The organism is Stenotrophomonas sp. GW821-FHT02D01 (genome assembly GCF_059421765.1).
Genome location: NZ_JBWKVP010000009.1, coordinates 54,837 through 79,806, shown reverse-complemented (window position 1 = coordinate 79,806; position 24,970 = coordinate 54,837). Strand labels below are relative to the sequence as shown.

Genomic DNA, 24,970 nt, shown 5'->3' with positions numbered 1-24,970 from the left:
TACTCGATCTATGTCTTCACCTTGGCGGGACAGAATCCTCGGCCTGATGCCGCGTACGGCCATCGTCTGCCACGACTTGTTCATGGTATGGGCCTGTTGGCAGCTGTTGCATGCGGGTCGCTACTCGATCCTCGCCGACGCTCCCGCATTGCCGCTGTGGAACGTGGATACCACGCTGGTGCTGGCGCTGCAGGGCCTGGTGTTCTGGCGTATCGGCCTCTACCGGGGGCTATGGCGTTTTGCCAGCGTCAGCGACCTGCTGAACATCTTCAAGGCCAGCTTCATCGGCCTGATCGCCATTGTTCTGGTGCTGGCCTGGAAGCGCTTCAACGGCGTGCCAATGTCGGTGCTGGTGATCTACCCGTTCGCGCTGTCGGCACTGCTGGGCGCGCCGCGCCTGTTGTACCGGGCGTGGAAGGACTACCAGTCGCTGCAGTCCGATTCGACCGCACGCCGCGTGCTGATTCTCGGCGCCGGCCAGGCTGCTGAAACCCTGGTGCGCGACCTGCGCCGATCCGGCAATTTCGAGCCGGTCGGCCTGCTTGATGATGCACCGCACCTGCGTGGCGCCAAGCTGCAGAGCCTGCCGATCCTGGGCACGCTGGACGACGCACCGGCGGTGGCCCGCGAGACGGCGGCCAAGCTGCTGGTGATTGCCATGCCCTCGCTGGATGCCGTCGGCATGCAGCGCGTGGTGGCCATCTGCGAGAGCACCGGCATTCCGTTCCGGACCGTGCCCAAGCTCAGCGACATCCTGCAGGGACAGTCGCTGCCGGGCCAGTTGAAGGAAGTGGCGATCGAAGATCTGCTCGGGCGCAAGCCGATCATGCCGGACTGGAACCTCATCCGCGGCTGGTTGGGCGGGCGCACGGTGATGGTGACCGGCGCCGGTGGCTCGATCGGATCCGAGCTGTGCCGCCAGTGTGCGCGCCACGGTGCGGGTCGTATCGTGCTGCTTGAGATCAGCGAGCTGCTGCTGTTGACCATCGAAGGCGAGCTGCGCCGCAGCTTCCCCGATGTCGAGATCGAAGCCGTGCTCGGTGACTGTGGCGATCCCGCGGTGATCCGCCATGCGTTGTCGCTGCACCCGGTGGACACCGCTTTCCATGCGGCTGCCTACAAGCACGTGCCGGTGCTGGAGCGTCAGCTGCGCGAAGCCGTGCGCAACAACATCCTGGCCACCGAGAACGTGGCCCGCGCCTGTCTGGAAGCCCACGTCGAGCACTTTGTGTTCATTTCGACCGACAAGGCGGTGGACCCGGTCAATGCGCTGGGTGCCAGCAAGCGCTATGCGGAGATGATCTGCCAGAGCCTGGACCAGAAGTCCACGCACACCCGTTTCGTGACCGTGCGCTTCGGCAACGTGCTGGCGTCGGCCGGCAGCGTGGTGCCGTTGTTCCGCGAACAGATCCTCAAGGGCGGACCGGTCACGGTGACCGATCCGGAGGTCAGCCGCTATTTCATGACGATTCCCGAGGCGTGCCAGCTGATCCTGCAGGCGGCCGCGTCGGCGTCGCACGGCGCGATCTACACCCTGGACATGGGCGAGCCCGTGCCGATCCGGGTGTTGGCCGAACAGATGATCCGCCTGGCGGGCAAGCAGCCCTACAAGGAAATTCCGATCATCTATACCGGCCTGCGCCAGGGCGAGAAGCTGCACGAGACGCTGTTCTATTCCGACGAGGACTACCGGCCGACCGCGCACCCGAAGATCCTCGAGGCCGGCGTGCGTTCGTTCTCGCGTGACATCGTGCTGGGCAACGTGCCCAAGCTGCGCGAGGCGATTGCCAGGTACGACATCGATACGATCCAGGAAATCCTGTTCGCGACCATGCCGGAATTCTCGCCAATCGAACAGGATGCTTACATTTCATCCGCTAAGGTTGTGCCCTTTCCGGCACGTGAGGCCAGCAGGCACCAATGAGCAAGCGCATTCGCAAGGCGGTATTTCCGGTAGCAGGTCTGGGCACGCGGTTTCTTCCGGCAACCAAGACGGTGCCGAAGGAAATGCTGCCGATCATCGATCGGCCGTTGATCCAGTACGCCGTGGATGAGGCGATTGAAGCGGGCTGTGACACCCTGGTGTTCATCACCAACCGTTACAAGCACGCTGTCGCCGACTATTTCGACAAGGCCTACGAGCTGGAGCAGAAGCTCGAGCGCGCGGGCAAGCACGAGCAGCTCGAATTGATCCGCCATGTGCTGCCGGAAGGCGTGCGCGCGATCTTCGTTACCCAGGCCGAGGCTCTGGGCCTGGGCCACGCGGTGCTGTGCGCCAAGGCGGTCATCGGTGACGAGCCGTTCGCCGTGCTGTTGCCAGATGATCTGATCTGGAACCGCGGCGCGGGTGCACTGAAGCAGATGGCCGACCTCAACGAAGCCAGCGGCGCCAGCGTGATCGCCGTGGAAGACGTGCCACACGACAAGACGGCGAGTTACGGCATCGTTGCTACCGAGGCGTTCGATGGCCGCAAGGGGCGTATCTCGCAGATCGTGGAGAAGCCCAAGCCGGAAGATGCACCGAGTGACCTGGCGGTGGTGGGGCGCTACGTGCTGAGCCCGAAGATCTTCGAACTGCTTGAGCAGACCCGCACCGGTGCCGGTGGCGAGATCCAGCTGACCGATGCGATCGCCGAACTGCTGAAGACCGACGAGGTCGATGCCTATCGTTTCGAGGGCACCCGTTTCGACTGCGGGACCCATCTGGGGCTGGTCGAGGCGACGATCCGCTTTGCGCTGGACAACCCGAAGCTGGCCGGGCCGGCGCGGGAGAAGCTGGCGGCGATGCTGGCGGAGTAAGGGTTCTCAAGCGATCCGTGCAGCGCCTCCCCGCATAGGTGGGGAGGCGGGGGCGGGCCGCTGCAGGACACGCCGTGAACCCATCCATGGGGGCTCGTAGGCGCCATCCATGGCGCCTGCGGTCCTGCATCGGCCCGCCCCCGCCTTTCGACAGTTGGCTGGTGGCGCGGACGGGAAGGGCGGAATCAAGAGCAGGGCAGAAACAAAAAAGGCAGCCGATGGCTGCCTTTTTTCGTTTCCAGAGCATCCACGCATGGCGTGGATCTACTGCTCTTGCCTTTGCTCACCCTTCCGCCGCGGGGAGGCTGGAAGGGACGGGTCGGCAGGGCTGCCCGGGACCGTTGGCGCCATGGATGGCGCCATCGAGCCCCCAGGGATGGGTTCACGGCGTGTCCCGAGCAGTCCTGCCGACCCGGCCCACGCCATGAGGCCCAACGAGGCAACGCCTTGAACCTTACAGCGCCTCGAAAATGCCCGCCGCACCCATGCCGGTGCCGATGCACATCGTCACCATGCCGTACTTCTGCTGGCGACGGCGCAGGCCGTGCAGCAGGGTCGCGGTACGGATCGCGCCGGTCGCACCCAGCGGGTGGCCCAGGGCAATCGCGCCGCCCAGCGGGTTGACCTTGCTCGGGTCCAGGCCGCAGTCACGGATCACGGCCAGCGACTGCGCGGCGAAGGCCTCGTTGAGCTCGATCCAGTCCAGCTGGTCCTGGGTCAGGCCAGCCTGCTTCAGTGCCTTCGGAATCGCGGCGATCGGGCCGATGCCCATCACTTCCGGGCGCACGCCGGCCACCGAGAAGCTGACGAAACGGGCCAGCGGGGTCAGGCCGTAATCCTTGATCGCCTGTTCCGACGCCAGCAATACCGCACCGGCACCATCGCTCATCTGCGAGGAGTTGCCGGCAGTGACGGTGCCGCCGAACTGGCCGTTGCGGAACACCGGGCGCAGCTTGGCCAGGCCTTCAGCGGAGGAATCCGGGCGCGGGCCTTCGTCGGTGTCGGCCACCTTGTTGCGGGTGATGATGCGCTTGCCGTCGGCGAGGTCGGGCTGGTGCGAGACGATCTCGTACGGGCTGATCTCGTCCTTGAAGTCGCCGTTCTGGATGGCGGCCATGGCCTTCTGGTGCGAGGCCAGGGCGAACGCGTCCTGTTCTTCGCGCGAGACCTTCCACTCTTCAGCGACCTTCTCGGCGGTGATGCCCATGCCGTAGGCAATGGCGACGTGGTCGTTGTCGAACACGCTCGGGGCCATCGCGATCTTGTTGCCCATCATCGGCACCATCGACATCGATTCGGTGCCGCCGGCCAGCATCAGGTCGGCGTTGCCAAGGCGGATCGCGTCGGCCGCCTGCGCCACGGCCTGCAGGCCGGAGGAGCAGAAGCGGTTCACGGTCTGCGCGGCGATGGTGTTCGGCAGGCCGGCCAGCAGCACGCCGATGCGGGCCACGTTCATGCCCTGCTCGGCTTCGGGCATCGCGCAGCCGATGATCGCGTCATCGATGCGGTTGACGTCCACGCCCGGCGCCTGCGCGACGACGCTGCGCAGCACGTGGGCGAGCATGTCGTCGGGGCGGGTGTTGCGGAACATGCCCTTGGGCGCCTTGCCAACCGGGGTACGGGTGGCGGCGACGATGTAGGCGTCCTGGATTTGCTTGGTCATTGCAGTGATCTCTTGAATAGGGGTTGGAAGAGGTTGCCGGCCAGCGGCCGGCACTACCGATGTCTTCCGTCAGTTCCGCAGCGGCTTGCCGGTCTTGAGCATGTGCGCGATGCGGGCCTGGGTCTTTTCCTGCTGGGCCAGTTCGACGAAGTGCTTGCGCTCCAGGGTCAGCAGCCACTCTTCGTCGACCAGGGTGCCGCGGTCGACCTTGCCGCCGCACAGCACGGTGGCGATGCGCTCGGCGATCTCGTAGTCGTACGGGCTGATGAAGCGGCCTTCCAGCATGTTGACCAGCATCATCTTGAAGGTGGCGATGCCGACGTCACCGGCCACCTGGATGCGGCGTGCCGGCAGCGGCGGACGGTAGCCCGCTTCGGCCAGCGCGCGTGCTTCGGCCTTGGCGATGTACAGGGCCTCGTAGCTGTTGAACACCACCTTGTCGGTGCTGCGCAGCAGGCCCAGTTCCTGGGCGTTGACCGCCGAGTTGGACACCTTGGCCATCGCCACGGTCTCGAAGGTCTTCTTCAGTTCGGCGAACACGTCACCGCCCGGGCCAGCGGCCTGCGAGGCACGCACGGCCAGTTCCTTCAGGCCGCCGCCTGCCGGCAGCAGGCCGACGCCGGCTTCGACCAGACCGATGTAGCTTTCCAGGAAGGCCACGGTCTTGGCGCTGTGCATCTGGAACTCGCAGCCGCCACCCAGGGCCAGGCCACGCACCGCAGCCACCACCGGCACCAGCGAGTACTTGATGCGCTGGCTGGTGCGCTGGAAGTTGTGCACCATTTCTTCGAACTGGTCGACCTTGCCGGCCTGCAGCAGGCCGAGGGCGCCAGCCAGGTCGGCACCGGCAGAGAAGGGCTCCTTCTGCTGCCAGATCACCAGGCCCTGGAAGTCCTTCTCGGCGCGCGTGACGCACTCCTGCAGGCCGTCGAGCACGTGGTCGGACACGGTGTTCATCTTGGTCTTGAAGCTGACCACGGCAATGCCATCGCCGTCGTGCCACATGCGCAGGCCGTCGTTCTCGAACACGGTCTCGCCCGGCGCGAACTTCTCACCCAGCAGCGGATCGGGGAAGCGCTGGCGCTGGTACACCGGCAGCGACGAGCGCGGCAGCTTGGCATTGCGCGACGGGCTGTAGCTGCCCTCGGCGGCGTGCACGCCATCGCGGCCATCGAACACCCAGTCCGGCAGCGGGGCGTTGCTCATGCTCTTGCCAGCGACGATGTCATCGGCGATCCACTGTGCGACCTGCTTCCAGCCGGCGGCCTGCCAGGTTTCGAACGGGCCCAGCGACCAGCCGTAGCCCCAGCGGATGGCGAGATCGACGTCGCGCGCGGTCTCGGCGATGTCGGCGAGGTGGTAGGCGCTGTAGTGGAACAGGTCGCGGAAGGTCGCCCACAGGAACTGCGCCTGCGGGTGCTGGCTCTCGCGCAGCTTGGCGAACTTCTCGGCCGGGTTCTTGATCTTCAGGATCTCGACCACTTCCGGTGCGGCGGCGCGGTCAGCCGGACGGTAGTCCTGCTTTTCCAGGTCCAGCACCACGATGTCCTTGCCGACCTTGCGGAAGATGCCGGCGCCGGTCTTCTGGCCCAGTGCGCCCTTGGCAATCAGCGCGTCCAGCCACTTCGGCGACTTGAAGAATTCATGCCACGGATCATTGGGCAAGGTATCGCCCATGGTCTTGATCACGTGCGCCATGGTGTCCAGGCCGACCACGTCGGAGGTGCGGTAGGTCGCCGACTTCGGGCGGCCGACCAGCGGGCCGGTCAGGCCGTCCACTTCATCGAAGCCCAGGCCGAACTGCTGGGTGTGGTGGATGGTGGACAGGATCGAGAACACGCCGATGCGGTTGCCGATGAAGTTCGGGGTGTCCTTGGCGTACACCACGCCCTTGCCCAGGGTGGTGACCAGGAACGCTTCCAGGCCTTCCAGCACGCTGGCGTCGGTGGTGGTGGCCGGGATCAGCTCGGCCAGGTGCATGTAGCGCGGCGGGTTGAAGAAGTGCACGCCGCAGAAGCGGTGGCGCAGCTGTTCGGGCAGCACGTCGGCCAGCTTGTTGATGCCCAGGCCCGAGGTGTTGGAGGCCAGCACGGCGTGGTCGGCCACGAACGGGGCGATCTTCTTGTACAGGTCCTGCTTCCAGTCCATGCGCTCGGCGATGGCCTCGATGATCAGGTCGCAGTCCTTCAGCTGTTCCAGGCCGGTCTCGTAGTTGGCCGGGGTGATGGCTTCGGCCAGCGACTTGCTGGCCAGCGGCGCCGGGCTCAGCTTGCCGAGGTTGGCGATCGACTTCAGCACGATGCCATCGGCCGGACCTTCCTTGGCAGGCAGGTCGAACAGCACGGTGTCGACGCCGGCATTGGTGAGGTGGGCGGCGATCTGGGCACCCATGACGCCGGCACCCAGCACGGCGGCGCGGCGGACTAGCAGGGAATTGGACATGGTGTAGGGCCTTTGTTGGTCAGCAGTTACTGGGTGGAATCAATGGAGGCGGGCAGGGCGCTGCCACTGCGGGCGGCGGCGCGGAATCCGGCCTCGGCGAAATGGATCAGTTCATGGGCGGCATGGGCACGATGCGCCGTTTCGGTGACACCGGCAGGTCGCTTGATCAGTCCGAAATCGGCCATGGCATAGGTCAGCGAGCCAGCGAGGAAATCCAGGCGCCAATAGAGCTCTTCCTTGCTCAGGCCGGGCACGCATTCGGCGATGGCCTTGCCGAACGCACGCAGCACATGGCCGTAGTGGTCGGACAGGAACTTGCGCAGGTTGTCGTTCTTTTCAGCGTAGGCACGGGCGATCACGCGGACGAAGGCACCGCCGTTCTGGCGGTCCTGGGCCAGCGCCAGGGCCGGCTCGACGAAGGCGGCGAGCACCGGCCGCAGTTGGCCGGGGTGTTCGTTGCGGGCACGCTCGAGCTGGGCCAGGCGGGCGCCGGTCATCTCGTCCATGCGGCGGCGGAATACCTCGTTGACCAGGTTTTCCTTGGAGCCGAAGTGGTAGTTGACCGCAGCGATGTTGACGTCTGCCTGGCTGGTCACCTGGCGCAGCGAGGTGCCGGCAAAGCCGTGCTGGGCGAACAGCTCCTCGGCGGCGCCGAGGATCCGGTCCTTGGTCGAGAAGTGGGCGGGCTTGGCCATCGGGCGGTCGGACCTTAATCAAACGATTGTTTGATACTAGAACCAGACGGTACCGTATGGCATTTTGCAGTGCAGCAAAAATGCTCCGATTGGTCAGAATCCGCTCAGGTGGGTGAATGGGGGTAGTGCCGGCCGCTGGCCGGCAGCCCCGAGGTTGAATGGCGGCCAATGCCGGCCAGCGGCCGGCACTACCACCCTGCCGCGTTATCTTTTACAATCCGCGCACGTTTATCAGGCTAAGCCCGCGTTTCGACGCGGCTTTTTTTTTGTTACCCTTCGGGCCATCAGCGGCCCGATTCCATTGGAGACATCCCATGGCGCTGGAGCGCACCCTTTCGATCATCAAGCCGGACGCCGTTGCCAAGAACGTCATCGGCGAAATCTACGCCCGCTTCGAAAAGGCCGGCCTGAAGGTCGTGGCCGCCAAGTACAAGCAGCTGTCGCGTCGTGAAGCCGAAGGCTTCTACGCCGTGCACCGCGAGCGTCCGTTCTTCAACGCACTGGTCGAGTTCATGATCTCCGGCCCGGTGATGATCCAGGCCCTGGAAGGCGAGAACGCCGTCCTGGCCCACCGCGACCTGCTGGGCGCCACCAACCCGAAGGAAGCCGCTGCGGGCACCATCCGCGCCGACTTCGCCGAATCCATCGATGCCAATGCCGCCCACGGCTCGGACTCGGTCGAGAATGCCGCGATTGAAATCGCGTACTTCTTCGCCGCCACCGAAGTCGTCTCGCGCTGAGAGTAATGCCGTGAACGAGGTCGTACAGAAAATCGCCATCCAGCCGCTGCCGAAGTCGGCACCCACGGCTGGCAAGCAGAACCTGCTCGACCTCGATCGCGCGGGCCTGGAGAAGTTTTTCGTCGAGGTTCTCGGCGAGAAGAAATTCCGCGCCCATCAGGTGATGAAGTGGATCCACCATCGCTACGTCACCGAGTTCGATGAGATGACCGACCTCGGCAAGGTCCTGCGCGCCAAGCTGCAGGAGCATGCCGAGGTCCTCGTCCCGAACATCATCTTCGACAAGCCCTCCGCCGACGGCACCCACAAGTGGCTGCTGGCGATGGGCGTGGATGGCAAGAACGCCATCGAGACCGTGTACATCCCCGACAAGACCCGCGGCACGCTGTGCGTGTCCTCGCAGGTCGGTTGTGGCCTGAACTGCACGTTCTGCTCCACCGCCACCCAGGGCTTCAACCGCAACCTGACCACCGCCGAGATCATCGGCCAGGTGTGGATCGCGGCGCGCCACCTGGGCAACGTGCCGCACCAGATGCGCCGCCTCACCAACGTGGTGATGATGGGCATGGGCGAGCCGTTGATGAATTTCGACAACGTCGTGCGTGCCATGAGCGTGATGCGCGACGATCTGGGCTACGGCCTGGCCAACAAGCGCGTAACCCTGTCGACCTCCGGCCTGGTGCCGCAGATCGACCGCCTGTCCACCGAAAGCGACGTGTCGCTGGCGGTGTCGCTGCATGCGCCGAACGACGAGCTGCGCGAGACCCTCGTGCCGCTCAACAAGAAGTATCCGATCGCCGAGCTGATGGCTTCGTGCGCACGTTACCTGCGCGCCAACAAGCGCCGCGAATCGGTCACCTTCGAATACACCCTGATGAAGGGCATCAACGACAAGCCCGAGCATGCCCGCGAGCTGGCCCGCCTGATGCGCCAGTTCGACAACGCGGTGCAGGCCAAGGATTCGGGCAAGGTCAACCTGATCCCGTTCAACCCGTTCCCGGGCACCCGCTACGAGCGGTCCGAAGAGGCGCATATCCGCGCCTTCCAGAAGATCCTGCTCGACAGCAACGTGCTGACGATGGTGCGCCGTACCCGTGGCGACGATATCGACGCCGCCTGCGGCCAGCTCAAGGGCCAGGTGATGGATCGCACCCGCCGCCAGGCTGAGTTCAACAAGGCACTGCAGGCAGGGAAGGGGAGCGATGCCGCGGCCTGATCGCTTCTGGCTGGCACTGCTTGCAGGCGTGCTGGCCCTCTCGGTCACCGCTTGCAAGTCGCAACCCAAAGCCAAGCTGGGCCCCAGCCAGGCGACGGTCTATTCGGTCCGCGACCCCGAAGGTGTCCGCCGGCAGGTCCGCGCTGCGGATCTGCTTGCCCTGGCTGTCCGCGACATGCAGAGCGGCAACCTGGATGCCGCCGAGCGCAAGACGCGCGACGCGATCAAGCTGACCCCTGCCGACCCCGATGCACTGGTGCTGCTGGCCGGCATCGATGATCAGCGTGGCCGCACCCGGCAGGCCGGGGAAGGCTTTCGCATGGCCGCCGAGCTGGCGCCGCAGCGGGGTGACGTACTCAATAATTATGGTGCTTGGCTGTGCCAGAACGGGCAGGCCGCCGAGTCGTTGGCCTGGTTCGACCGTGCGCTGCAGGCGCCCAACTACACCACGCCGGCCGAGGCGCAGGCCAACGGCGGCAGCTGTGCGTTGGACGCTGGCCAGCTTGAACGTGCCGAACGCAACCTGCGTGCCGCCCTGTCTCAGGTGCCTGGCAACCCGGTCGCGCTGGAGGCAATGGCCCAGTTGAGCTTCCGTCGCGGCCAGTTCATGGAGGCCCGCGCCTTCGCCGAACGTAGGATTGCGGCTGCACCGGCCACGCGTTCCGTGTTACAACTTGCGTCTCAAATCGAGGCGCGGCTGGGTGATCAGGCGGCATCTGATCGCTATCTTCAGCGGATTCGACAGGAATTTCCGCAGGACGCGGGCTCCTAACTCCAGGGTTGATGCATTGTGATTGATGACCAGACTGTGAGCGATCTCGAGACTGTGGCCGGCTGCGGCACCCGCCTGCGCCAGGCCCGCGAGGCCGCCGGACTGACCCTCGAAGACGTCGGCCAGCGCCTGCGCATGCCGGTTCAAGTGGTGAAGTCGCTCGAGCAGGAGCAGTGGCAGAAGCTCGGCGCGCCGGTGTTCGTGCGCGGCCAGCTGCGCAGCTATGCCCGCCTGCTCGGTGTCGACGTCAGCGAACTGCTGGAACAGGCCCAGGTTGGCCCGGTGGTTCCGCCGACCCTGGTCAGCCACACCCATACCCCTCGTGCGCGCCGCATTGCCGAGAATCTCGGCCGCCGTGCGCTGTATGTCGGTATTACCGCCGTGCTGGCCGTCCCGGTCTGGTTCGCCACCCGTGGCCACTTCGATGGCGTCGCGCCCTCGCCGAACACCGCCTCGCTGGACGTGATCCCGGCCGCCGTACCGGTTACCCCGGCCGGTCCCGGGTCCGCCGCTGCCGCACCCGCCGAAGTGACGGCCGCGCCTGTCGTCAAGCCGACCGCTACCCCCTACGTTGCCTCGCTGGCCCCGGTGCCACGCGCTGCGCCGGCCGCTGCCGCCAATCTGGACATGCAGTTCAGCGGTGACAGCTGGGTCGATATCGCCGGTCCGGATGGCGGCAGCGTCGAGAAGGCGTTGATCAAGGCGGGCGAGACCCGCAGCTTCACCCCCGGCCAGGTGGCCCGGGTCACCCTGGGCAACGCCTCGGCGGTCCAGGTTCAGCAGAATGGCGCTATCGTCGATCTGACGCCCTATCAGCGAGCCAACGTGGCACGCTTTCAGGTATCCTCTGAAGGCTCCGTTGTCCCGGTTTCACACTGAGGCGCGGTTTCACCACCTTCGATAATCCCAATGGTCCCTCCCGATGGGCGGGGCGAGAGTACGCATGGCGATCGACGACCTGCTCGACGAGCACGAACAAAGTGAACGCGTCCGCAGCTGGCTGCGGAAGAATGGTGCCAGCATCCTCGGTGGCGTAGTCATCGCCATCGGTGCCATTGCCGGCTGGCAGTGGTACCAGAAGGATCAGGGCGGCAAGCTGGCTTCGGCCAATGTCGAGTACCAGAAGGCCCTGGTGGGCCTGCAGCAGAACAAGCTCGACGACGCTGCGAAGGCGGTCAAGGCGCTGGAGGCTGGCCCGTCCAGCATTTACGGCGACCTGGCTGCGCTGCAGCTGGCCAAGGCCCAGGTCGATGCCGGCAAGAATGAAGAAGCGCTGGCCACCCTGCGCGCGGTGAAGGTCGAAGGCGACCTGCAGCGCGTGGTCGACCAGCGCGTGGCACGCCTGCTGGTGGCTACCGGCAAGGGCGATGAAGCGATCAAGCTGCTGGGCAGCGCCACCGACAGCAGCAGCCTGGAAATCCATGGCGATGCGCTGATGGCGCAGGGCAAGCGTGACGCGGCCCGCGAACAGTATGAGAAGGCGCTGAAGACGCTGGACGTGGCAGCGCCGCAGCGGCGACTGCTGGAAACCAAGGTTATGGACGCCGGCGGCACCGTCGCCGCCCCTGCGGAGTCGGTTTGATGAGTCAGAAGGTCATGATCACGCGCGTCGCCACCGTACTCCTGCTTGGTATGGCGCTGTCCGGTTGCAGCACCATGAAGGGCTGGTTCGCCGGTAAGGACGCAGCAGCGAAGAAGGCACAGGAGCCGGCGGAACTGGTGAAGTTCGAGCCGACCCTGAAGGTCAACAAGGCCTGGTCGGTCAACTTGGGCAAGGGCGAGCGCCGCATCGGCGTGCGCCAGGGCCCGGCAGTGGCCAATGGCCACGTGTTCGCCGCGGCGATCACCGGTGGCGTGCACGCCATCGACCTGCAGACCGGCAAGAAGGTCTGGACCTGGGAGCCGAAGAAGGAAAAGAAGAAGGCCAAGCTGCGGCTGTCCGGTGGTCCGGGCGTCGGCGAGAACCTGGTGGTCATCGGTACCCTCGATGGCCAGGTGATCGCGCTGGACATCAACGATGGCAGCGAGAAGTGGCGCGCACGCGTGCCGAACGAAGTCATCGCCGCACCGGCCATTGCCCAGGGCATGGTCTTCGTGCGCAGCAATGACGGTCGCGTCACCGCGTTCGACGCCGGCAACGGCACCCAGAAGTGGTTCAACCCCAGCGAGCTGCCGGCGCTGACCGTGCGTGGCAACGCGGCGGTGGTGGCCGGTCCGGGCGTGCTGTTCATCGGCAAGGACGAGGGCAGCGTGTCTGCGCTGGCCATGCAGGACGGCCGTACGCTGTGGGACCAGAACGTGGGTACCGGCGAAGGCCGTACCGAGCTGGACCGCATGGCCGACGTCGATGGCGCCCCGGTGCTCGACGGCAATACGCTGTTCGTGAGCAGCTTCAAGAACCAGACCATGGCCATCGAAGGCCCGACCGGTCGCCCGCTGTGGGCGCGCGACCACGGCGGTGCCGGCGGCGTGGCGGTGTCTTCGGGCAATGTTTTCGTTACCGACAACAAGGGCGGCGTGTTCGGCCTGGACAAGGCCAGCGGCGCGGCGATGTGGTCGCAGACCGCACTGGCCCGGCGCTCGCTGACCGGTCCGGCGCTGCACGGCGACTACGTGGTGGTCGGTGACTACAAGGGATACCTGCATTGGCTGCAGGCCTCCGATGGCGCGATGGCGGCGCGGGCGAAAAGCGGCGGTGATGCGCTTCTGGCCCAGCCAATCGTCGTCGATGGAGTGCTGCTGGTGCAGAACGTTGATGGCAAGCTGACCGCATTCCGGTTGGCAAATTAATACGGAGTAATCGCGATGCTGCCTTTGGTCGCCCTGGTTGGACGGCCGAATGTCGGCAAGTCGACCATATTCAATGCACTGACCCGTACACGTGACGCCCTGGTCCATGACCAGCCCGGCGTCACCCGGGACCGCAACTATGGCGTCTGCCGGCTTGACGAGGACAACCATTTCCTCGTCGTCGATACCGGCGGCATCGCAGAGGAAGAAGAAGGCCTGGCTGGTGCTACCACGCGCCAGGCCCGCGCTGCCGCTGGCGAAGCTGACCTGATCCTGTTCGTCGTCGATGCCCGCGAGGGTACCTCGGCGATGGACGATGAGATCCTGGCCTGGCTGCGCAAGCTGTCGCGCCCGACGCTGCTGCTGATCAACAAGATCGACGGCACCGACGAGGACACCGTGCGTTCGGAGTTCGCCCGCTACGGCTTCAGCGAGATGCTGACCGTGTCGGCTGCCCACCGCCAGGGCCTGGACGACCTGCTTGACGAGGTCATCCAGCGCCTGCCGGAAGAGGGCAGCGGCGAAGAGCTGGACAACGATCCGAACCGCGTGCGCATCGCCTTCGTCGGACGCCCCAACGTGGGCAAGTCGACCCTGGTCAACCGCATCCTCGGCGAAGAGCGCATGATTGCCTCGGACGTGCCGGGCACCACCCGCGATTCGATCTCGGTGGACCTGGAGCGCGACGGCCGCGAGTACCGCCTGATCGACACCGCCGGCCTGCGTCGGCGTTCGCGCGTGGACGAGGTCGTCGAGAAGTTCTCGGTGGTCAAGACCATGCAGTCGATCGAGCAGTGCCAGGTGGCCGTGCTGATGCTCGACGCCACCGAAGGCGTGACCGACCAGGACGCCACCGTGCTCGGCGCCGTGCTGGATGCCGGCCGCGCGCTGGTGATCGCGATCAACAAGTGGGATGGCCTGACCGACTACCAGCGTGAGCAGGCCGAAACGATGCTGTCGCTGCGCCTGGGCTTCGTGCCGTGGGCCGAATCGGTGCGCATCTCGGCCAAGCATGGCTCGGGCCTGCGTGAGCTGTTCCGTGCGGTGCATCGCGCGCACGAATCGGCGAACAAGACCTTCACCACCAGTGAAGTGAACAAGGCGCTGGAAGTGGCCTACGAGACCAACCCGCCGCCGACCATCCGCGGCCACGTCTCCAAGCTGCGTTACGTGCACCCCGCCGGCGCCAACCCGCCGACCTTCATCGTGCACGGCACCCGCCTGAAGGAACTGCAGGAGTCGTACAAGCGCTACCTGGAGAACTTCTTCCGCAAGCGCTTCAAGCTGATCGGAACGCCGGTGCAGTTCATCTTCCGCGAGGGTGCCAACCCGTACGAAGGCAAGAAGAACGTGCTGACCGAACGGCAGGTCAAGGCCAAGCGGCGCTTGATGAAGCACGTCAAGGGCAAGTGATCCACGAGAAGGCGGCCGCAGGGCCGCCTTTCTCGTTGTGGCGATCCTGTCGGTAGTGCCGGCCGCTGGCCGGCAACCTCAGCCAGGCAGCCCCGGCACCGGAATCCGATAGACCACCGACGCAAACTTCGCGTTCTGCTCGGTGCCGACCACCTGGCCGCCCAGTGCTTCCGCAATCCGCCGGCTGGCCACGTTGTCCACCGCCACCGGGTAGCGATAGGCGACCGCAGCGAGCCGTTCCGCGCACCAGTGGACGACGGCACGCACGGCCTCGCGGCCGTAGCCCTGTCCGTGCTCGCGCTCGCTTATCCAGATGCCAAGCTCGGGTTCGCCCTCGGTAGCGCGGTGCACGGCGGCGATGCCCACAAAGCGTCCGTCCTGCAGATGCCGGATCACGAACGTGTATTCCGAGCCTTCCTCGATCAGGCGCAGCCATTCCTGGCCGATCTTTTCGAGTGCCGCAAAAGAGTCCGGTGGATCGAATGCCATGAAGCGGGTCAGCGTTGGCGTGATGCCGGCGAAGACCTCGGGGCCGTCGGTGCATGAGAACGGCCGGAGCACCAGGTGCTCGGTCTGTACGGGATTGATCGATGGTTTCACCGCCCAGAGGGTCCTACGCGCCGTCGGCTCCGTCAACATGGGCCCCGGCTCTACAATGGACGCCATGAGCATTCCAGAGCTTTCCCCCGAGCGGGCGCGCGCGCGCGTGGCCCATGGTGCGGTGCTGATCGACGTGCGCGAGGCGCATGAGCGGGCCGGTGGCATGGCCGAAGGCGCCCGTGGCGTCGCCAAGGGCGAGCTGCTGGCTGACACGGCCGCGCACCTACCTCTGCCGGAACAGGAAATCCTGCTGATCTGCCAGAGCGGCAAGCGCTCGGCCGATGCGGCGCAGGTGCTGCTGGATGCGGGCTACACGAACGTGAGCTCCGTTGCCGGCGGCACCGTGGCCTGGCGCGAGCAGACGCTGCCGCTGGTGCAGCCACTGAGCAGCGCCGCCGACCGCGATTTCTACGACCGCTATTCGCGCCACCTGCTGCTGCCACAGGTGGGCGAGGCTGGGCAGCGCCGCCTGCAGCAGGCGCGGGTGCTGGTGCTGGGCGCGGGTGGCCTGGGCGCGCCGGCTGGCTTCTACCTGGCGGCAGCCGGGGTAGGGCGCCTGCGCTTCGCCGACCACGACCGTGTCGAGCGCAGCAACCTGCACCGGCAGATCGTGCATACCGAGGCCAGCGTCGGCCAGTTGAAGGTTGATTCGGCACGTGAGCGGCTGCTGGCGTTGAACCCGTCCATCGAGGTCGAGGCCGTGCCCGAGCGGGTCACCTCGGAGAACGTGGATCGCCTGCTGCAGGACGTTGACGTGGTGCTGGATGGTTCGGACAACTTCCCGTTGCGCTACCTGCTCAACGATGCCTGCATCAAACACGCCACGCCGATGGTCTACGCCGCCATCGAGCGTTTCGATGGCCAGGTAAGCGTGTTCGATGCCGGCCGCCAGCGCGGCGAGGCGCCGTGCTATCGCTGCCTGTTCCCGGAGCCGCCGCCGCCGGAATTCGCGCCGAACTGTTCCGAGGCCGGCGTGCTGGGTGTGCTGCCCGGCCTGGCGGGTGTGCTGCAGGCCACCGAGGTGCTGAAGCTGCTGCTGGGCATCGGCGAACCGTTGGTGGGCCGCCTGCTGCGCTTTGACGCGCTGGGCATGCGCTTCCGCGAGACCCGCATCAGCCCCGACCCGCAGTGCGCGGTGTGCGCACCGGGCGTGCCGTTCCCGGGGTATATCGATTACGCCGCGTTCTGTCGGGGCGGGTGAGGGCGGGGCGGGGGCGGGGCCCTGGTAGATGCCGACCTTGGTCGGCGCTTGTGCCAACCAAGGTTGGCGCCTACCGAATCGGGTTAGCGCCCACCGAGGGGCGCGCATGGTTTCGGGATGATGCCCGGGGCCACTCCCGCTATCGTTCCATCTCCAAGACAATAAAACGCAACACACGTGCTATTGCCGTCATCGGTGTTGCTCTATCGTTGAGGCCGATTTCGATTTCCGGGGAACCCACCGCATGGCGGTAGAAGCAGCGACCAGCGAGCTGGTCAAGGTCGTCGCCCTGTTGGGCGCAGCGGTGGTGATGGTGCCGCTGTTCCGTCGGCTCGGCCTGGGCTCGGTACTGGGCTACTTCGCTGCCGGCCTGGCGATCGGCCCGTTCGGGCTGGGCTGGTTCTCCGACCCGCAGGCGATCCTGCATACCGCCGAACTCGGCGTGGTCATGTTCCTGTTCGTCATCGGCCTGGAAATGCGGCCCTCGCACCTGTGGAGCCTGCGCAAGGAAATCTTCGGGCTGGGCACGCTGCAGATCGTCACCTGCGCGCTGGTGCTGACCAGCATCGCCAAGCTGTTCGGGCTGCCGTGGCAGATCGCCTTCATCGGCGCCACCGGTTTCGTGCTCACCTCCACCGCAGTGGTGATGCAGCTGCTGGCCGAGCGCGGCGACATCGCGCTGCCGTCGGGGCAGAAGATCGTCTCGATCCTGCTGTTCGAAGACCTGCTGATCGTGCCGTTGCTGGCGCTTGTCGCGTGGATGGCGCCGGCTGCCGGCAGTGCCGATGGCGAGGGCTCGCGCTGGATGTCGGTGGCGATCGGCGTGGGCGCCATCGTCGGCCTGGTGCTGGTCGGCCGCTTCCTGCTCAATCCGCTGTTCCGCGTGCTGGCCGAATCGAAGGCACGCGAAGTGATGACCGCCGCCGCGCTGCTGGTGGTGCTGGGCGCGGCGCTGTTGATGCAGCTGTCCGGGTTGTCGATGGCGATGGGCGCGTTCCTGGCCGGCGTGCTGCTGAGCGAATCGACCTTCCGCCACCAGATCGAAGCAGACATCGAACCGTTCCGCGGCATCCTGCTGGGCCTGTTCTTCCTCAGCGTGGGCATGGCGCTGGACCTGGGCGTGGTGGCCGGCAACTGGCCGATGATCCTCGGCCTGGTGGTGGCGCTGATGGCGGCCAAGGCGCTGTGCATCTACGTGGTCGCGCGACTGATGGGCAGCGACCATGCGCAGGCGCTGGACCGTGGCGTGCTGATGGCCCAAGGCGGCGAGTTCGCCTTCGTGCTGTTCTCCGCCGCTGCGAGCGCCGGCGTGATCAGCCTGGACATCAATGCCAACTTCACCGCCGTGGTGGTGCTGTCGATGGCGCTGACGCCGCTGGTGGTGCTGGTCTACAAGCGCGTGGCGCCGACGCCGACCGTCAGCCTGGAAGGCGTGGATACCGCCGATGGCCTGTCCGGCAGCGTGCTGCTGATCGGCTTCGGCCGCTTCGGCCAGGTGGCCAGCCAGTCGCTGCTGGCCCGCGACGTGGACGTGACCATCATCGACAACGATGTGGAGATGATCCACAACGCCGAGCGCTTCGGTTTCAAGATCTATTACGGCGACGGCACCCGGCTGGACGTGCTGCATGCCTCTGGCGCGGGCAGTGCGCGGGCGATTGCGGTGTGCGTGAACAATGCCGAGGATGCCGATCGCATCGTTGAACTGGTGGCCCATCAGTTCCCGCAGGCCAAGCTGCTGGTGCGCTCGTTCGACCGCGAACATTCGCTGCGGCTGATCCACGCTGGCGTGGATTTCCAGATCCGCGAAACCTTCGAGTCGGCGCTGCTGTTCGGGCAGGCGGCACTGGTGGAACTGGGCGCGGACGAAGATGACGCTCGCGAGATCGCCGAGCAGATCCGCGAGCGCGATGCCGAACGCTTCGAACTGGAAATGGCCGGTGGCAGCCTGAGGGCCGGCGCGCACATGGTGTTCGGCAGCGCGCTGCCGGGTGTGCCGACGCCGACGCCGTTTACCGCGCCCAAGCGCAAGGCACGCACGCTCAATGCGGATGACGTGCCGGAAGAAGAAGAGGAATGATCTGAAGTATGGTAGTGCCGGCCGCTGGCCGGCAGCTGCACGACGCTTCCTGCGTTCATGAGGTTGCCGGCCAGCGGCCGGCACTACCGAAGCGGCGGCGGCCCGCATTCCCGGTGGGCGAGGGGGCGTGAATCGGGGACAATAGCGTCCCCGCCGCCCCACGCCCGCACCCGATGACCGACTCCGCCCCCCAGCTTCCTGCCCGCATCCTCGATGGCCGCCGTATCGCCGAGGACCTGCTCGACAGCCTGAAGGTGCGGGTCGATGCCCGTGTCGCCGCCGGTGGCAGCCGCCCTGGTCTGGCCGTGGTGCTGGTGGGGGGCGACCCGGCCTCGACCGTGTACGTGCGCAACAAGCGCCGCGCGGCCGAGAAGGTGGGCATCGAGGCCTATGACTACGACCTGCCGGCCGGCACCACCGAGGCCGAGCTGCTCGACTTGATCGACCAGCTCAACGCGGACCCGAAGATCAACGGCATCCTGATCCAGCTGCCGCTGCCGGGCATCCCCGATGCGCGCCGGCTGATCCAGCGCATCGACCCGCGCAAGGACGTGGACGGTTTCCATCCGGAAAACGTCGGCCACCTGGCCCTGCGCGAGTTCGGCCTGCGCCCGTGCACCCCGCGTGGCATCACCACGCTGCTGGGCCACACCGACCAGCCGGTGCGCGGCCGCAACGCCACCATCGTCGGCGTCAGCAACCACGTCGGCCGGCCGATGGGCCTGGAGCTGCTGATTGCCGGCTGCACCGTGACCAGCTGCCACAAGTTCACCCCCAAGGACGTGCTGGAACAGGCCGTGCGCAACGCCGACATCCTGGTGGTGGCGGTGGGCCGGCCGGACATCGTGCCGGGCGAGTGGGTGAAGCCGGGCGCGGTGGTGATCGACGTTGGCATCAACCGCTTGGATGACGGCCGCCTGGTGGGCGATGTCGGGTTCGAGGCCGCAGCGCAGCGGGCGAGCTGGATCACCCCGGTGCCGGGTGGCGTGGGCCCGATGACCGTGGCCACGCTGATGCAGAACACGTTGGAAGCGGCGGAAGCCGGGAACTGACCGCGCCTGGGACTGTTCTTCCGTGGATGGGTGTCTTTTGTAGGGTGGGTGTCTTTTGTGGGTGGGTGCCGACTGTGGGTGGGTGCCGACTGTGGGTGGGTGCCGACCGTTGGTCGGCACAATGCCAGAAGGTGGGATTCCTGCTGGGGTATGGGTGTCTGATGGAGAGTGCGGACCAACGGTCCGCACCCACCAAGGGCGGAGTGCACCCACCAAGGGCGGAGGTCCTGAACAGATCTTCGCCCGCGCGACACTGCGTCGCATCTACCCCCTGCCACAGGCCGCGAAAACAGGGTAAAATGTCGCGCTTCCCCACATCTCGGGTATGCCGATGCTGCGCATCCAGGCTGAAGCACTCACTTACGACGACGTCTCGCTCGTCCCCGCTCATTCGACCATCCTGCCCAAGGACGTCAACCTCGAAACGCGGTTGACGCGCGACCTGAAGCTCAAGCTTCCGATCCTGTCCGCCGCCATGGATACCGTCACCGAAGCACGCCTGGCCATCGCCATGGCACAGCTGGGCGGCATGGGCATCATCCACAAGAACCTGAGCGTGGAGCAGCAGGCCGCCGAAGTGGCCAAGGTCAAGAAGTTCGAGGCCGGCGTCATCCGCGACCCGATCACCGTCGGCCCGGAAACCACCATCCGCGACGTGCTGGCCCTGACCCAGGCGCACAACATCTCCGGCGTGCCGGTGGTGGGCAGCGACGGCCTGCTGGCCGGCATCGTGACCCATCGCGACATGCGTTTCGAGACCGAGCTGGACGATCCGGTCCGCCACATCATGACCAAGAAGGATCGCCTGATCACGGTCAAGGAAGGCGCCGCGTCTGACGAAGTGCTGCAGCTGCTGCACCGCAACCGCATCGAAAAGGTGCTGGTGGTCAACGATGATTTCGCCCTGCGTGGCCTGATCACCGTCAAGGACATCCAGAAGAACACCGACTTCCCGAACGCTGCCAAGGACATCGCCACCCGCCTGCTGGTCGGCGCGGCCGTTGGCGTGGGCGGCGATACCGATCGCCGCGTGGAAGCGCTGGTCGCTGCCGGCGTGGACGTGATCGTGGTCGATACCGCGCACGGCCATTCGCAGGGCGTGCTGGACCGCGTCAGCTGGGTCAAGAAGAACTTCCCGAACGTGCAGGTCATCGGTGGCAACATCTGCACCGGTGAAGCCGCGCTGGCGCTGCTGGACAGCGGCGCGGACGCAGTGAAGGTCGGCATCGGCCCGGGCTCGATCTGCACCACCCGCGTGGTGGCAGGCGTGGGCGTGCCGCAGATCACCGCGATCGACCTGGTGGCCGAAGCGCTGCAGGACCGCATCCCGCTGATCGCCGACGGTGGCATCCGCTACTCCGGCGACATCGGCAAGGCGCTGGCCGCCGGTGCCTCCACCATCATGATTGGTGGCCTGCTGGCCGGTACCGAGGAATCGCCGGGCGAAACCGAGCTGTTCCAAGGCCGTTCGTACAAGAGCTACCGCGGCATGGGCTCGCTGGCTGCGATGGAGAAGGGGTCCAAGGACCGCTACTTCCAGGACGCCGCCACCGCCGACAAGCTGGTGCCCGAAGGCATTGAAGGCCGCGTGCCTTACCGCGGCCCGGTGGGCGGCATCATCCACCAGCTGATGGGCGGCCTGCGCGCCACCATGGGCTACGTGGGTTGCGCCACCGTCGAGGACATGCGCAGCAAGCCCAAGTTCGTGAAGATCAGCGGCGCTGGCCAGCGCGAGAGCCACGTCCACGACGTGACGATCACCAAAGAGCCGCCGAACTACCGCTCCTGATGACTGCCCGCCTCGGCCTCGTGAGCTACCTCCGCACTGCCGGCCAGCGCGCCGGCCGATACCGTGGCGGGAGCCTGCTTGGCGTGGCCATGCTGGTCGCGGGGTGCTCCGGCGCTGCCGAGCACTCCTCGGCCGAGGTGGCGCCCCGTGCGAACAGGGTGTCCTGTCCGAACCTGACCTTCGACCTGCCACAGGGCTGGCGGCTTGAGCCGCAGGGGGCACTGCAATGGCGCCTGGTTCCGCCGCGCGTATCCAGTTTCAACGGCTTGCTGGTTTGCTGGCAGGGTGAATACAGCCCGGAGATTCTGCCGTCACTGCGTGATGAGAGTTATCGCCGGCTGGGCTGGTCGACGCAGCTCCCGCACTTCGAGCGGAGCTTCGGTTACTGGTTCGACGAGAAGCTTGTCGACATGACCGATGCGCGGCTGATCCGCTGCGAAACCAGCAGCGCCGAGACCGAACGTCTGCAGACCTGCATGTGGGGCGATCCCTATCCACGGCGCGAGCAGCGTGCCGATGGCTTCATCGGCGTGCGATGGACCGCGCCGGATCCGGTGGCCGATGAATTGCGGCGTGAGTTGTCCGCCAGCGTGCTGAGCACCTTCTCTGTACTACCCATCCCTGAGCGCCCGAATGACCAACATCCATAACGACAAGATCCTCATCCTCGATTTCGGCGCGCAGTACACGCAGCTGATTGCCCGCCGCATCCGCGAGCTGGGCGTCTACTGCGAAATCTGGGCGTGGGACCACAACCCGGCGGAGATCGCCGGCTTCGGCGCCAAGGGCATCATCCTGTCCGGTGGCCCGGAATCGACCACGCTGCCGGGCGCGCCCGCCGCGCCGCAGGAAGTGTTCGACAGCGGCCTGCCGATCTTCGGCATCTGCTACGGCATGCAGACCCTGGCCGCGCAGCTGGGCGGTGCCACCGAAGCGGCGGACCAGCGCGAATTCGGCCACGCCGAAGTGAACGTGATCAACCCGGATGCGCTGTTCAAGGGCCTGAGCGACCACGGTGGCGAGCCGAAGTTGAACGTCTGGATGAGCCACGGCGACCACGTCTCCGTTGCGCCGCCGGGCTTCACCATCACCGCCACTACCGACCGCATTCCGGTGGCCGCCATGGCCAATGAAGAGAAGCGCTGGTACGGCGTGCAGTTCCACCCGGAAGTGACCCACACCCTGCAGGGCCAGGCGCTGCTGCGCCGCTTCGTGGTGGATGTGTGCGGCTGCCAGACCCTGTGGACCGCCGCCAACATCATCGACGACCAGATCGCCCGCGTGCGCGAACAGGTGGGCGATGATGAAGTGATCCTGGGCCTGTCCGGCGGCGTCGATTCGTCCGTGGTGGCCGCGCTGCTGCACAAGGCCATCGGCGAGAAGCTGACCTGTGTGTTCGTGGATACCGGCCTGCTGCGCTGGCAGGAAGGCGACCAGGTGATGGCGATGTTCGCCGAGCACATGGGCGTAAAGGTGGTGCGCGTGAATGCCGCCGATCGTTACTTCGCCGCGCTGGAAGGCGTGAGTGACCCGGAAGCCAAGCGCAAGATCATCGGCAACCTGTTCGTTGAGATCTTCGATGAAGAGTCGAACAAGCTGAAGAACGCCAAGTGGCTGGCGCAGGGCACCATCTACCCGGACGTGATCGAGTCGGCCGGCAGCAAGACCGGCAAGGCGCATGTGATCAAGAGCCACCACAACGTGGGTGGCCTGCCGGAGCACATGAAGCTGGGCCTGGTGGAGCCGCTGCGCGAGCTGTTCAAGGACGAAGTGCGCCGCCTGGGCGTCGAGCTGGGCCTGCCACGCAGCATGGTCTACCGCCATCCGTTCCCGGGCCCGGGCCTGGGTGTGCGCATTCTGGGCGAAGTGAAGCGTGAGTACGCCGAGCTGCTGGCCAAGGCCGATGCGATCTTCATCGACGAGCTGCGCAAGGCCGACCTGTACGACAAGACCAGCCAGGCGTTTGCCGTGTTCCTGCCGGTGAAGTCGGTGGGCGTGGTGGGCGACGCGCGCGCTTATGAGTGGGTGATTGCGCTAAGGGCGGTGGAGACGATCGACTTCATGACCGCGCATTGGGCGCATCTGCCGTATGAGTTCCTGGGTACGGTGAGCAACCGGATCATCAATGAGTTGCGGGGGGTGTCGCGGGTTGTGTATGACATCTCGGGGAAGCCGCCGGCGACTATTGAGTGGGAATGAGTTGAAAGAACGAGGGCGCCGAGAGGCGCCCTTTCTCCTTTGGAGATGGCGCTGCCGGCGTCAGATTAGCTCGTCTGAAATACTGCGAAGTGCGGTCAGTGCGGCTTCCAAATGAGCAATGATCTCGGTGTGGAGTTCTCGGGTCGACGCTGAGTCGGCATCATCACCGGAACCATTCTTGAGCCAGAAGATATCGAGATTTGCCTTCGGATCGCACAGAATTTGATCAATTGGAAAGAATCGAAACCGCTCGCTCTCCTCTCGAAGCTCTTTGGCATCCCCTCGATAGTGTGCAACGAAGTCATGAAGGTCCTCTGGACCAAGCGTCTTCGTTTTCAAAGTGAATCTCTTGCTGGTTCGAAGATCGTAAAACCAGATTCCCTTTCCTGCATTGGCCCTATTTGATCGGGTTGCTGGTTTTCTAAAGAATACTACGTTGGCTTTCACTCCTTGGGCATAGAAGATGCCCGCCGGGAGACGGAGGATTGTGTGAACGTTAAACAATTCAAGCCATTTTCGACGCACCTTTTCGCCAGCGCCGCTCTCAAAAAGAACGTTGTCGGGTAGAACGACAGCTGCTTCGCCGCCCTCCTTGAGGATGCTGCAAATGTGTTGAAGGAAATTAAGTTGCTTGTTTGATGTGGATACCCAGAAATCCTTTCTCTCGTATGTCAATGGCTCGAGTTCCTCATCTCCGTCCTCATTGACAAAAGTCATGCTGCTTTTCTTGCCAAATGGGGGGTTCGCGAAGACATAGTCGAACTTCTCGTTGGGTGTTCCGATTAGCGCGTCACCACTGAGGATTAGCGGCTCTTCGTCGATTTCGCCTATGTTATGTAAAAACAAATTCATAAGGCACATCCTCCTTGTGCCCGGAACAATTTCGTTTCCGTGAAAAGTTCTCTTCCTCAGAAATGCTTCCTGTTTTGCATTTAGAGTGGAATTGGTGGTTAGCCAGTTATATGCACCCAAGAAGAAGCCGCCAGTTCCGCAAGATGGATCGGCAATTGTTTTCATCGGCTTGGGGCGAACGCAGCTAATGATTGCCTCGATCAGCGGGCGCGGTGTGAAATACTGGCCAGCACCACTCTTTGTATCCTCCGCATTTTTTTGAAGAATTCCTTCGTAAAGATCACCTTTCGCATCCGAGTCAAGGCTTACCCAGCTCTCCGCATCAATTAGCTGGATAAGGCGGGCAAGCTTTGCTGAATCTTGAATCTTATTCTGTGCTCTAAAGAAAATAGCGCCCAGAGTTCCCTTCTCTCGGCCAAGGCGGCTGAGGGTTGCTTGATAGTGAGAGTCGAGCGATTTCCCCGAGCGGCTCAAAAGGCTGGCCCAAGTGTACTTCTCTGGGATGGCCATCTTTCGATTATAGGGCGGGGCGGAGTACTCGTTCGCGAGCTTGAGAAATATCAAGAACGTAAGCTGCTCTAGATAGTCAGCATAGCCAACTCCGTCGTCGCGAAGTGTATTGCAGAAACTCCAAACTTTCTGGACGAGATCGTTATTTTTCATTTAG

The 24,970-nt window shown here is 65.1% G+C and carries 20 protein-coding genes; 15 read left to right on the top strand and 5 right to left on the bottom strand.

Translation table 11 applies throughout. The features are described from left to right. Positions 1-10 precede the first annotated feature (10 nt). Complete coding sequence (locus AC07UW_RS16525; RefSeq protein WP_447944971.1) at positions 11-1,924, top strand: polysaccharide biosynthesis protein; 1,914 nt, start codon at positions 11-13, stop codon at positions 1,922-1,924. After that, positions 1,921-2,799: a UTP--glucose-1-phosphate uridylyltransferase GalU gene (gene galU / locus AC07UW_RS16520; RefSeq protein WP_025875017.1), complete on the top strand. Its 879-nt coding sequence runs from the start codon at positions 1,921-1,923 to the stop codon at positions 2,797-2,799. Before AC07UW_RS16525 ends, galU begins: the two co-directional genes overlap by 4 nt. Before the next feature lie 454 nt (positions 2,800-3,253). On the opposite strand, the gene AC07UW_RS16515 is transcribed toward galU, so the two are convergent. The 3 genes from AC07UW_RS16515 to AC07UW_RS16505 all read right to left on the bottom strand — a co-directional run bounded on the left by AC07UW_RS16515 (position 3,254) and on the right by AC07UW_RS16505 (position 7,599). Then, positions 3,254-4,462 carry an acetyl-CoA C-acyltransferase gene (locus AC07UW_RS16515; protein WP_025875015.1) on the bottom strand — a complete coding sequence of 403 codons (1,209 nt, stop codon included), beginning with the start codon at positions 4,460-4,462 and terminating at the stop codon, positions 3,254-3,256. A gap of 69 nt (positions 4,463-4,531) precedes the next feature. Beyond that, positions 4,532-6,904 carry a 3-hydroxyacyl-CoA dehydrogenase/enoyl-CoA hydratase family protein gene (locus AC07UW_RS16510; protein WP_089240532.1) on the bottom strand — a complete coding sequence of 791 codons (2,373 nt, stop codon included), beginning with the start codon at positions 6,902-6,904 and terminating at the stop codon, positions 4,532-4,534. Positions 6,905-6,930: 26 nt separating this feature from the next. After that, positions 6,931-7,599 (bottom strand): TetR/AcrR family transcriptional regulator, encoded by a 669-nt coding sequence (locus tag AC07UW_RS16505; protein WP_495212454.1) that lies wholly within the window; start codon positions 7,597-7,599, stop codon positions 6,931-6,933. Between the two features lie 314 nt (positions 7,600-7,913). Between AC07UW_RS16505 and ndk the strand changes: the two genes are divergently transcribed. From ndk to der, 7 genes are all read left to right on the top strand, one after another. Continuing rightward, positions 7,914-8,339, top strand: coding sequence for a nucleoside-diphosphate kinase (ndk, locus tag AC07UW_RS16500; RefSeq protein ID WP_008265389.1), 426 nt, complete (start codon positions 7,914-7,916; stop codon positions 8,337-8,339). A gap of 10 nt (positions 8,340-8,349) precedes the next feature. Next, positions 8,350-9,555, top strand: coding sequence for a dual-specificity RNA methyltransferase RlmN (gene rlmN / locus AC07UW_RS16495; RefSeq protein WP_495212453.1), 1,206 nt, complete (start codon positions 8,350-8,352; stop codon positions 9,553-9,555). Then, positions 9,542-10,327 (top strand): type IV pilus biogenesis/stability protein PilW, encoded by a 786-nt coding sequence (gene pilW / locus AC07UW_RS16490; RefSeq protein ID WP_428704208.1) that lies wholly within the window; start codon positions 9,542-9,544, stop codon positions 10,325-10,327. Before rlmN ends, pilW begins: the two co-directional genes overlap by 14 nt. Positions 10,328-10,345: 18 nt before the next feature. Then, complete coding sequence (locus AC07UW_RS16485; RefSeq protein WP_315829306.1) at positions 10,346-11,206, top strand: helix-turn-helix domain-containing protein; 861 nt, start codon at positions 10,346-10,348, stop codon at positions 11,204-11,206. Positions 11,207-11,270: 64 nt separating this feature from the next. Continuing rightward, complete coding sequence (locus AC07UW_RS16480; RefSeq protein ID WP_025874997.1) at positions 11,271-11,909, top strand: YfgM family protein; 639 nt, start codon at positions 11,271-11,273, stop codon at positions 11,907-11,909. Beyond that, entirely contained in the window at positions 11,909-13,117 is a 1,209-nt protein-coding gene (bamB, locus tag AC07UW_RS16475) for an outer membrane protein assembly factor BamB (protein ID WP_080149048.1), read from the top strand. The genes AC07UW_RS16480 and bamB overlap by 1 nt, the downstream gene beginning before the upstream one ends. 15 nt (positions 13,118-13,132) lie before the next feature. Then, on the top strand, positions 13,133-14,530 hold the full coding sequence (der, locus tag AC07UW_RS16470; RefSeq protein WP_025874993.1) for a ribosome biogenesis GTPase Der: 1,398 nt from the start codon (positions 13,133-13,135) through the stop codon (positions 14,528-14,530). Between the two features lie 78 nt (positions 14,531-14,608). Here the strand turns inward: der and AC07UW_RS16465 are convergent, their stop codons facing one another. Further along, positions 14,609-15,130 carry a GNAT family N-acetyltransferase gene (locus AC07UW_RS16465; RefSeq protein ID WP_495212452.1) on the bottom strand — a complete coding sequence of 174 codons (522 nt, stop codon included), beginning with the start codon at positions 15,128-15,130 and terminating at the stop codon, positions 14,609-14,611. A gap of 64 nt (positions 15,131-15,194) precedes the next feature. Between AC07UW_RS16465 and moeB the strand changes: the two genes are divergently transcribed. The 6 genes from moeB (at position 15,195) to guaA (ending at position 23,451) form a co-directional block, all read left to right on the top strand. Then, positions 15,195-16,331 (top strand): molybdopterin-synthase adenylyltransferase MoeB, encoded by a 1,137-nt coding sequence (moeB, locus tag AC07UW_RS16460; protein ID WP_495212451.1) that lies wholly within the window; start codon positions 15,195-15,197, stop codon positions 16,329-16,331. Between the two features lie 244 nt (positions 16,332-16,575). Next, a complete protein-coding gene (locus AC07UW_RS16455; RefSeq protein ID WP_495212450.1) occupies positions 16,576-18,411 on the top strand; it encodes a monovalent cation:proton antiporter-2 (CPA2) family protein in 1,836 nt (611 codons plus the stop codon). 173 nt (positions 18,412-18,584) lie between these two features. Next, positions 18,585-19,463 (top strand): bifunctional methylenetetrahydrofolate dehydrogenase/methenyltetrahydrofolate cyclohydrolase FolD, encoded by an 879-nt coding sequence (gene folD / locus AC07UW_RS16450; RefSeq protein WP_093819795.1) that lies wholly within the window; start codon positions 18,585-18,587, stop codon positions 19,461-19,463. 331 nt (positions 19,464-19,794) lie between these two features. Further along, a complete protein-coding gene (guaB, locus tag AC07UW_RS16445; RefSeq protein WP_032976170.1) occupies positions 19,795-21,252 on the top strand; it encodes an IMP dehydrogenase in 1,458 nt (485 codons plus the stop codon). After that, positions 21,252-21,902, top strand: coding sequence for a hypothetical protein (locus tag AC07UW_RS16440; RefSeq protein ID WP_495212449.1), 651 nt, complete (start codon positions 21,252-21,254; stop codon positions 21,900-21,902). Before guaB ends, AC07UW_RS16440 begins: the two co-directional genes overlap by 1 nt. Next, positions 21,886-23,451, top strand: coding sequence for a glutamine-hydrolyzing GMP synthase (guaA, locus tag AC07UW_RS16435; protein ID WP_049410928.1), 1,566 nt, complete (start codon positions 21,886-21,888; stop codon positions 23,449-23,451). Before AC07UW_RS16440 ends, guaA begins: the two co-directional genes overlap by 17 nt. Before the next feature lie 60 nt (positions 23,452-23,511). Here the strand turns inward: guaA and AC07UW_RS16430 are convergent, their stop codons facing one another. Next, a complete protein-coding gene (locus AC07UW_RS16430) occupies positions 23,512-24,966 on the bottom strand; it encodes a class I SAM-dependent DNA methyltransferase (protein WP_495212448.1) in 1,455 nt (484 codons plus the stop codon). Positions 24,967-24,970: the final 4 nt, after the last annotated feature.